The 1,903-nt window shown below is 62.5% G+C and carries 2 protein-coding genes; one reads left to right on the forward strand and one right to left on the reverse strand.

Annotation, left to right across the window (positions count from 1 at the left end; all coding sequences use genetic code 11):
* The coding region (locus A2J01_RS30390; protein WP_196248311.1) for a transposase at positions 1 to 809 on the reverse strand (809 nt) is incomplete at its 3' end.
* 212 nt (positions 810 to 1,021) lie between these two features.
* Here A2J01_RS30390 and A2J01_RS30395 point away from each other — a divergent pair.
* On the forward strand, positions 1,022 to 1,825 hold the full coding sequence (locus A2J01_RS30395; protein ID WP_156519452.1) for a pentapeptide repeat-containing protein: 804 nt from the start codon (positions 1,022 to 1,024) through the stop codon (positions 1,823 to 1,825).
* Positions 1,826 to 1,903: the final 78 nt, after the last annotated feature.

Raw genomic sequence — 1,903 nt, forward strand, 5'->3', positions numbered from 1 at the left:
ATCCGTTGACGGACCTGGGTGACCATGAGGTTGGCGAGGGCGACGAGATGCCACTTGTCGACTGCGATCCGCGCGTCCGGCAGGGCGGTGCGGATCCCGCCCGCGTACGGCGCGGACGGGTCGATCACGACCAGGTCGATGCCGGCCCGGAACGCGGGTGTCTGCAGCGCGAGCCAGTCGATCACGCACGCCCCGGAGCGTCCCGGGGTCAGCCCGAGAAGGTGCCCGGGCAGGGTGGGGTCGGCGTTGACGAACGAGGTCATCCACGGGTTCGACCGTGTCCAGCCGGCCTCTTCGAGCACCCAGCGCACCGACCGGGCGCGGGTCTCGTCGATGCCGAGCACGCGGGTGGGTTCCGGCTCGGGCAGCCACTGGTTGGCCAGTGCGATGAGCGCCCGGTGCGCGGTCGACCACGCCACCTGGTACTCGCTAGCGACCTCGCTGACGGCGCGGTTGCCCGACGCGATCGCCGAACCGATCTTCTCTCGTAGACGGGTCGTGAGCCGCGACCGTGCCGGCACAGCGCGGGACTGCTGCGTGAATGTCGCTGTCCCACAGGCCGGTTCGCGGCACACCAAGCGCCGTTTGAGCCACCACAGATCGGTTCTTTGGCCGGAGGCAGGCAAGTCCTTGACTCGAACCAGTGGCCGCTCCTTGATCCTTGAGGTGAGCACCCCGCACTCGGGGCAGGCGCCCTCCGGGTCGATGACCTCGATGACGACACGCACCGTGTCGGCATCGATTCGTTCGAGCTGCAGGACGGTGAACTCGTCCTCCAGCCCGAGCAGCACTGACGTACCCTCGTTCATGCTCGTGGCCTCGCTGTTGTCGCGTTGTGAGGAACCAACAGCATGTCGGGGCCACGAGCCCCATCAACTACCGGGCACCCCGCTCAAGCGCGAAGAGCCCAATATTGAAGTGCCGTACTTGATCAGTTTTCACGTGCCGTCGACACCTGTGGTTTCGGGTCTCGGCGGGTTCCGCTGCGGTTTCTGCCGTCGCTTTGCTCGCGCTGGTTGTCGTGGGGATCTCGAAGGAATGGCTGGTAGTGCGGTACAGCGCAGTATTGGCCCCGTTGGGCGCGATTGTGGCGGCGTCGATTGCATCGGCTGGTGCCGCGCGATTGGCGATGGCTCAGACCGCAAATGCTGACAGAACTCGGCTCGAAGATGCCGAGAAAGATCTGTGGAGTCGATTCGAGGGGGCTGCGAAGCAGCTCGCTGATGAGTCGCACTTCGCGATTCGGGTAGCAGGGGTTTACGCCTTCGTCGGTTTGGCTGACGACTGGCTCCGGCTTCGACGCAAGAAGAATGTCACCGCTCGGGAGAACATCGTGCGAGCTGAGTGCGAGACGATCACAGACACCCTGTGTGCCTACCTCCGTCAAAATAATCGCAAAGTCCCGGATGTCACTGGTCCGAACGATGAGTCGCGCGCACGAGTAAAAGCTCAGCGAATAGTGAACGAGGCAATAATCAGCCAGTTCCGGATACATCTGCAGTTCGAGAAGAATGGCGAAGAAGCCGGGGGCCTGTGGGCTGACATTGGGCTGAGACTTGATCTGCGCGGCGTCGACATTACGAGCGCCTATTTCGACGGGATGGATCTGAAGGATTCGGTGTTCGTAGACGCTGACTTGTTCGACGTCGACTTGAGTCGATCCAACCTCAATGGTGCGAATCTGCGACGCGCGGACTTGTCCGGTGCGGATCTTACAAAAGCGTCGGTGGAGGAGACCAACCTTGAGTCGATCAAATACGACAGTGAAACGAAGTGGCCTGACGGTTTCAGACCGCCATCTAGTTGTACGAGGCACGGACGTTAGTTACGCGATGCCGGCGGTAAGCGGCGGGCGGTCGTCCTCCGCGTGTTGAATGCGGTCGGTGGTAATTGTAGTGAACAT

The sequence above is a fragment of the Rhodococcus sp. EPR-134 genome (assembly GCF_001647205.1).
GTDB classification, from domain to species: Bacteria; Actinomycetota; Actinomycetes; order Mycobacteriales; family Mycobacteriaceae; genus Rhodococcus_F; species Rhodococcus_F qingshengii.